We start from the raw sequence: 6595 nt of genomic DNA, 5'->3' as shown, positions 1-6595 counted from the left end.
CACAAATCCTTTCATGTTAAGAACATATATTGGAAAGCAAGTGTTAGTATCCTTGTTCGTGCGAATCCTCCTCCTCATAGTCATCGGCTCATTGCTCTGGTCCTGCGCAGCCACGCAGAGCACGGGTGATCATCGCATCGATGGCATCGCCTTGGAAGGCCCTCCTCATCCAGCGGAGGATGCTGTGATGCAAGAGATCGCACAGCAAGGGGCCGAATGGGTCTGCTTGATGCCTTATGCCTATATGAAGGACACTCGATCAGAATTGATCTACGGCCCGGTCGATTGGACCTGGTGGGGAGAGAAGAGCGATGGAATTCGTGCGCTGATACATCGGGCTCGAGCAGCTGATCTATCCATCATGCTCAAGCCCCATCTCTGGATCGGTCGGGGATATTACACGGGCGAGCTTTCTTTCTCAGATACCGCGCAGCAGGAGAAATGGAATGCAGATTATCGCCAGTATCTGCTGCACTATGCTCACATGGCCGAGGAAGAAGAGGTAGAACTGCTCTGCATAGGCACGGAACTGTGCATGCAGCTCAATGATGACCCTGCGTTCTGGACTAGCTTGATAGAGGATATCCGCGAGGTCTATACTGGGAAACTCACCTATGCCGCCAACTGGGATTGCTATCAGGATTTCCCTCTCTGGAAGCAATTGGACTACATCGGAATAGATGCCTATTTCCCCATCACAGAGGTCGAAGAACCCAAGATGGAAGATGCTCTAGCGGGATGGACCTACTGGAAAGAATCCATGCGGAAGTATGTGGATACGGTGGGACGGCCCATCCTATTTACCGAGTACGGCTATCGCAGCAAGAAAGGAGCTTTGGCCGAACCGTGGGTGAGCGGCACGGGAGCAGATGGAGAGCCCGATAAAGACATTCAAAGCTTAGGCTACGAAGCGCTCTATTGTACATTCTGGAATGAAGCCTGGTTCCAAGGTGGATTCCTATGGAAATGGCACGTGGAAGAAATGCATCGACCGGCAGAACGTAGCAAGGATTATACTCCTCAGGAAAAGCCGGCCATGGATATCATACGGAAACACTACGGAGCTCAGTCCTTGAAGAAGAAGGAGCAATAGGAATTCCCTCCTACCTGCAAGAGGACGAAGTATTCTCCGCGGGCCAGGTTCCGCACCATCAACTCTTCCCGATAGCGCCCATAGGTCGTCCGCCTGATGATGGACCGCCCATTCGAGTCGAAGACCGCATAGCCATCGATCGCCTGTGCTTTCGAATGGAGAACGAGATAATCCCTGGTGGGATTGGGATAGACGGTGATGTATTCTGCCAATGATCCCTCAAGTCCCACCGGAGCGGCATTCCGATAGCGGATCGTTTCTCCAAAGCCGCTCTGCGTGATCTCCAGCAGGGGCTGTATCACTCCCGGACTCAACCATTGATAGATGGTCTGCTCAGGAGTTGGAATAGCAAAGCCTTGCTGGGTACTCTCCACATAGATGGAATCGATACTGTTGACGATCATTCGCACCTTGAGCACATCGTAGCTTCCCTCGGGCATGAGGAGTGTCCCCCAGCCTTCTACCGAGACCTCTCGCTCCACCTGTCGATGGTAGGAGCCCAATCCCGGAATCTCCAGATCACTGACGGAACTGGACGTGTGGGAATCCCCATAGTCCAAAGGGAACTGATAGATCCAATCGGGAGGGATGTTCCGGACCGAAGAAGGGATGCCGTTCACATTGGCACCGAATCCCACGTTGCGCAAGCCTTCTGAATCATTCTTGAAATAACTGTAGGTGTCGGAGATGGAGATGAAACCCAAGTCCAGATCCACATCGTTGCGCGCATAGTCGGCATCATGATCGGGATAGAGGATGGGATTATTGAAGAAGAACTGGAATAAGAATGGGGTCTCTCCTACCGTGATGAAGCTATCGACTCCTGTAGCGGTGGAATTAAGGTCGGAATAATCCCAGAGAATACCAGCACCGGTCAGTGAAGCATCATTGGCCACAGGGTCCGAGAAAGCAAAAGGGAATTGTTCTCCCGCTGAGGGCATATCAGATGCATCCATAGTGACCTGTGCCACCAGATGAAAAGAGCTCATCATGAGGACACAGAATATCGCGTCTCTAAGAATGGATGCCATGCGTCATGTTAAATGTAACATGCAAAACCGAGTCTGATACAATCAAAGGGCACGAAATCTGTTACTTTGTACAGACTATGGATATGAAACGCTTTTTCCTCCTGCTTTCTTGTGCCATGACCCTTTCGCTGAGTGGCCAGGAAGTGATACAGTTCTCCGGAATCATCGTCACAGGTGATAGTTTGACACCGGTACCTTACGCCAATATCATCATTGAGAACACCAATAGAGGTACCACCTCTGATTTCTACGGCTACTTCTCCTTTGTCGCGCAAGAGAACGATACGGTGCTTTTCTCTGCCTTGGGATATCGCAAGAGCCGCTTCGTGATTCCGGATAGTCTCGAGGATAAACGCTATTCCCTCATCCAGGTACTCTTTACCGATACGATACAATTGAGTGAGGTCACGGTATACCCGTGGGCCAGCCGAGAGGCCTTTGCCGAAGCATTCATCAACGCCTCACCGCCTGATGACGACCTCGTGAGAGCGCGGGAGAATCTGGCTCCTTCACGCATGCTGGTGATGATGGAGACCATGGACCGGGATGGCTTCAGCAATTACAAGCTGACTCAGCAGCAATACGCCAATCAGATCTACTACTCCGGCCAGGCACCACCTATCAATCTGATGAATCCGGTGGCTTGGGCCTCCTTTATCGAAGCCCTACGGGATGGGAGTCTCAAACGCTGAGACTATCCACAATGCATGCAATGATCTCCGACTTACGGAGTTGAGTACAGCAGCCGCAAATACATACTTTAGCCGCCCATGAGGCTCTGTCTGTTCATCTCCCTCCTACTCATCGGTGATCTGTGCCTCGCTCAGACCGCGACCATCCGTGGACGGGTACAGGATGACAATGGAACACGACTGCCGCAGGCCAATGTCTATATCGCGGCCTCAGGCTTGCAGACCACCACCGATAAAAATGGTCAATTCGAATTGGAGGTCCCTTCGGGAGTCGAGATCGTTCTGGAAAGTTCCTACACGGCCTATCGCCCCTATACACGCACGCTGACCTTGGACTCTGGAGAAGTACGCGAATTGAACATCATCCTGCGTATCAAGCAGCTCAAGACAGTAGTGATAGAGGATGAGGGCAAGCGTTTCGAGATGATGGAGCGCATCCAACCCCGATTGACCACTCGTATCCCCAATCCTACCCAGGGGATAGAGTCCATCCTACTCGGACAACTCGGTGTGGTGAGCAATAATGAATTGAGCTCGTCCTACTCGGTGCGCGGTGGGAGTTTCGATGAGAATCTGGTCTATGTCAATGATATCGAGGTCTATCGCCCCTTCTTGACCCGGAGTGGACAGCAAGAAGGACTCAGCTTTGCCAATCCCAATATGGTCAGCAGCATCCTATTCTCAGCAGGTGGATTCGATGCCAAGTATGGAGATAAGATGTCCTCGGTGCTGGACATCCGCTACACCCGACCTTCGGGACGGGAGGGTTCATTCACAGGCGGCCTGCTAGGTGGCGCTCTGCACTACGGGAATCTCAGCAAGAACAACCGGACCGGATACATCTTCGGGCTGCGTTATAAGACCAATCAGTACCTGCTCGGATCGCTCGATGAAGAAGGGGATTATGGCTCGGATTTCTTGGATGCCCAAGTCTACGTGACTCACGGCCTGTCCGATCGTTTCAATCTGGAGTTTCTCGGAAATATCGCTGGAAACCGATACAACTTCATTCCCCGCACGCGCACCACCCAACTGGGAAGCATCAATGAGGCCCTGCAATTGACCGTCTTCTTCGATGGACAGGAGATCACCCAGTATGACACCTATTTCGGTGCCTTCAGCCTGACGGACAATCCTACGAAGCGACTTACGCTGAAATACATCGCCTCGGCTTACAAGACTTATGAGAGGGAAGAATTCGATGTACTGGGGCAGTATCGATTGGATGAGTTGGAGCGGGATCTGGGCTCGGATGAATTCGGAGAAGTGGTCAGCAATATCGGGATAGGAGGCTATCTGAATCACGCACGTAATTCTTTGGATGCAACGGTATTGGATTTCACGCATCGCGCGGTCTATACCCAGGATGTACATACCGTACAATGGGGAGCCGGTATCCGGTCAGAGGCCATTGATGACCGATTGAGCGAGTGGCGTTTTGTCGACAGTGCAGGCTATTCCCTGCCCTATTCCTCCAATGGCCCCATCGTGTTGGATGATCTCATCAAGGCCGAGAATTCCATACAATCCACCCGATTGCAACTCTACCTGCAGGACAATGTCAAATGGACTGCTCCCGATAGCGCCAAATGGGATTTCACCGTAGGGGTCAGGGCCAACCACTGGACCTTCAACGGTCAAAGTGTGATCAGCCCCCGTGGGCGTATCTCCTGGCGACCCGCTTGGACCAAGACCGTGGGCGATAGCTTGGTAGCACGTGATATCATCTTCAAAGCTGCCGCTGGAATCTATTACCAACCGCCTTTCTATCGCGAATTGAGACGGCTGGATGGCAGCTTGAATGAGGATATCGAAGCACAGCGATCCCTCCATTTCCTATTGGGTACGGATATGATGATCCAACTTTTTGGGCGTCCCTTCCGACTCATTACCGAGGGCTATTATAAACAGTATGATGCGCTCATCCCTTATGAATTGGAGAACGTAAGGCTGCGCTACTATGCGACCAACAACGCCAAAGGATTTGCCTACGGATTGGACACCAAATTGAATGGCGAATTCATCCCCGGTGTGGAATCCTGGGCGAGTCTGTCTTTCCTCAGCACGAAAGAAGACCTACTGGATGATTTCTATTTGGAAGAGGACGATGAGGGAAATGTCACCCGCGTAGAACCCGGATTCATCCCTCGAAATACCGACCAACGGGTCACCTTCAGCATGTTCTTCCAAGACGAGATGCCCTTGGACCCGAGCTTCAAAGTACAGCTGAGTGTACATTATGGCACCGGACTCCCCTTCGGACCACCGGACTTCAATCGCTATCGAGATACCTTGCGCACACCCTCCTACCGCAGGTTCGACATTGGATTTTCCAAGCAACTCATCGATGATAAGACCGAGTTCCGCAACCCCAATGGATTTTTCAGTCGTTTCAAAGAAGCATGGATCGCACTGGAGGTCTTCAACCTTCTGGATGTACCCAATGTGCAGAGCTATCTCTGGGTCAAGGATGTAAGAGGAAGGCAATATTCCATTCCCAACTTCCTCACGCCCAGAAGACTCAATGTGAAACTCTACTTCAGATTCTGATCTTGTATCGCGTTGATTTTTACTTTCGACTCACTGTATGAAAATATCTTAGTGTATTTTTGACACTATTAAAATGGAGAACCAACAATCACATTCACTTCGCTCATTAGCATTCCTCACCTCGGGTGGAGATGCACCGGGCATGAATGCCGCTATACGTGCGGTAGTACGTGCCTGTGTCTATTATGGAATCGTGCCCTACGGGGTGAAACGCGGCTATCAGGGAATGATAGAAGGCGAGATTGAGAAGATGCATGTCCGCTCTGTCAGTCGCATCCTTTCTCAAGGGGGTACTATCCTCAAGTCTTCACGAAGCGAGGATTTCCGCTCTAAAGAGGGAAGACAAAAAGCCTACGACAATCTGAAAGAATTGGATGTCGATGGATTAATCGTCATCGGAGGGAACGGGACCTTCACCGGGGCCAGTGTCTTCACTCAAGAATTCGATATCCCTACGATCGGTATTCCGGGCACCATCGATAATGATCTCTACGGCACCGACTACACCATCGGATACGATACGGCCACCAATGTGATCACCGAGTGTGTGGACAAGATCAGGGATACGGCCTCATCGCATGACCGTCTCTTCTTTGTGGAGGTGATGGGAAGGGATTCGGGATTCTTGGCCTTGCGTGCCGGAGTCGCTACCGGTGCCATCGCGGTGATGCTCCCCGAGCAGAAACGTAGCATCGATGAGCTGGTCAAGATCCTGGAATATGGGGCGGCCAATAATAAGACCTCGAGCGTGGTCATCGTGGCCGAAGGCGAGAGCTATGGAGGAGCCTACGAAGTAGCTCGACAGGTCAATGAACGCTACTCGAACTATGATACCAAAGTGACCATCCTCGGTCACTTGCAGCGCGGAGGAAGCCCGACCTGTTTTGACCGCGTGCTGGCGAGTCAGATGGGCGTACGTGCGGTAGAGGCATTGATCAAAGGTTCTCGCGAACAGATGGTGGCCACCGTGAACAACCGGCTTGAGTTGGTCCCATTTGCTGCGGCCATTGCTAAGAAATCAGAAATAGATGAAGAGATGCGAAGAATGGCGAGTATCCTCTCCATCTGAGTATCACAGAAATTATCGAAACAATTATGTCAAAGAAGAAAGTTGCAATTAATGGATTTGGTAGAATAGGAAGGTTGACCTTCCGCAATCTATTGGAGAATCCGGATATCGAAGTAGTAGGGATCAATGACCTTACCGATAATCACACACTGGCCCACCT

At 51.3% G+C, this 6595-nt stretch carries 6 protein-coding genes; 5 read left to right on the top strand and 1 reads right to left on the bottom strand.

The features are described 5' to 3' along the window. The first annotated feature begins 58 nt into the window (after positions 1–58). A complete protein-coding gene (locus HKN79_09195; protein NNC83742.1) occupies positions 59–1093 on the top strand; it encodes a glycoside hydrolase in 1035 nt (344 codons plus the stop codon). On the opposite strand, the gene HKN79_09190 is transcribed toward HKN79_09195, so the two are convergent. Then, complete coding sequence (locus HKN79_09190) at positions 1066–2124, bottom strand: T9SS type A sorting domain-containing protein (GenBank protein NNC83741.1); 1059 nt, start codon at positions 2122–2124, stop codon at positions 1066–1068. The genes HKN79_09195 and HKN79_09190 overlap by 28 nt on opposite strands. 83 nt (positions 2125–2207) lie before the next feature. Here HKN79_09190 and HKN79_09185 point away from each other — a divergent pair, with 83 nt between their 5' ends. The 4 genes from HKN79_09185 to HKN79_09170 form a co-directional block, all read left to right on the top strand. After that, complete coding sequence (locus HKN79_09185; GenBank protein NNC83740.1) at positions 2208–2816, top strand: carboxypeptidase-like regulatory domain-containing protein; 609 nt, start codon at positions 2208–2210, stop codon at positions 2814–2816. Between the two features lie 78 nt (positions 2817–2894). Then, on the top strand, positions 2895–5366 hold the full coding sequence (locus tag HKN79_09180; GenBank protein NNC83739.1) for a TonB-dependent receptor: 2472 nt from the start codon (positions 2895–2897) through the stop codon (positions 5364–5366). A gap of 73 nt (positions 5367–5439) precedes the next feature. Beyond that, entirely contained in the window at positions 5440–6435 is a 996-nt protein-coding gene (pfkA, locus tag HKN79_09175; protein ID NNC83738.1) for a 6-phosphofructokinase, read from the top strand. A gap of 26 nt (positions 6436–6461) precedes the next feature. Further along, the coding region (locus HKN79_09170; GenBank protein NNC83737.1) for a type I glyceraldehyde-3-phosphate dehydrogenase at positions 6462–6595 on the top strand (134 nt) is incomplete at its 3' end.

The sequence above is a fragment of the Flavobacteriales bacterium genome, from assembly GCA_013001705.1.
GTDB lineage: Bacteria > Bacteroidota > Bacteroidia > Flavobacteriales_D > JABDKJ01 > JABDLZ01.
This window is presented reverse-complemented; position numbering and strand designations above follow the sequence as displayed.

Coding starts and splice junctions, on each gene's coding strand:
- HKN79_09190 (NNC83741.1), bottom strand. CDS start 2,124: ATGGCATCCATTCTTAGAGACGCGATATTCTGTGTCCTCATGATGAGC.
- HKN79_09185 (NNC83740.1), top strand. CDS start 2,208: ATGAAACGCTTTTTCCTCCTGCTTTCTTGTGCCATGACCCTTTCGCTG.
- HKN79_09180 (NNC83739.1), top strand. CDS start 2,895: ATGAGGCTCTGTCTGTTCATCTCCCTCCTACTCATCGGTGATCTGTGC.
- pfkA (NNC83738.1), top strand. CDS start 5,440: ATGGAGAACCAACAATCACATTCACTTCGCTCATTAGCATTCCTCACC.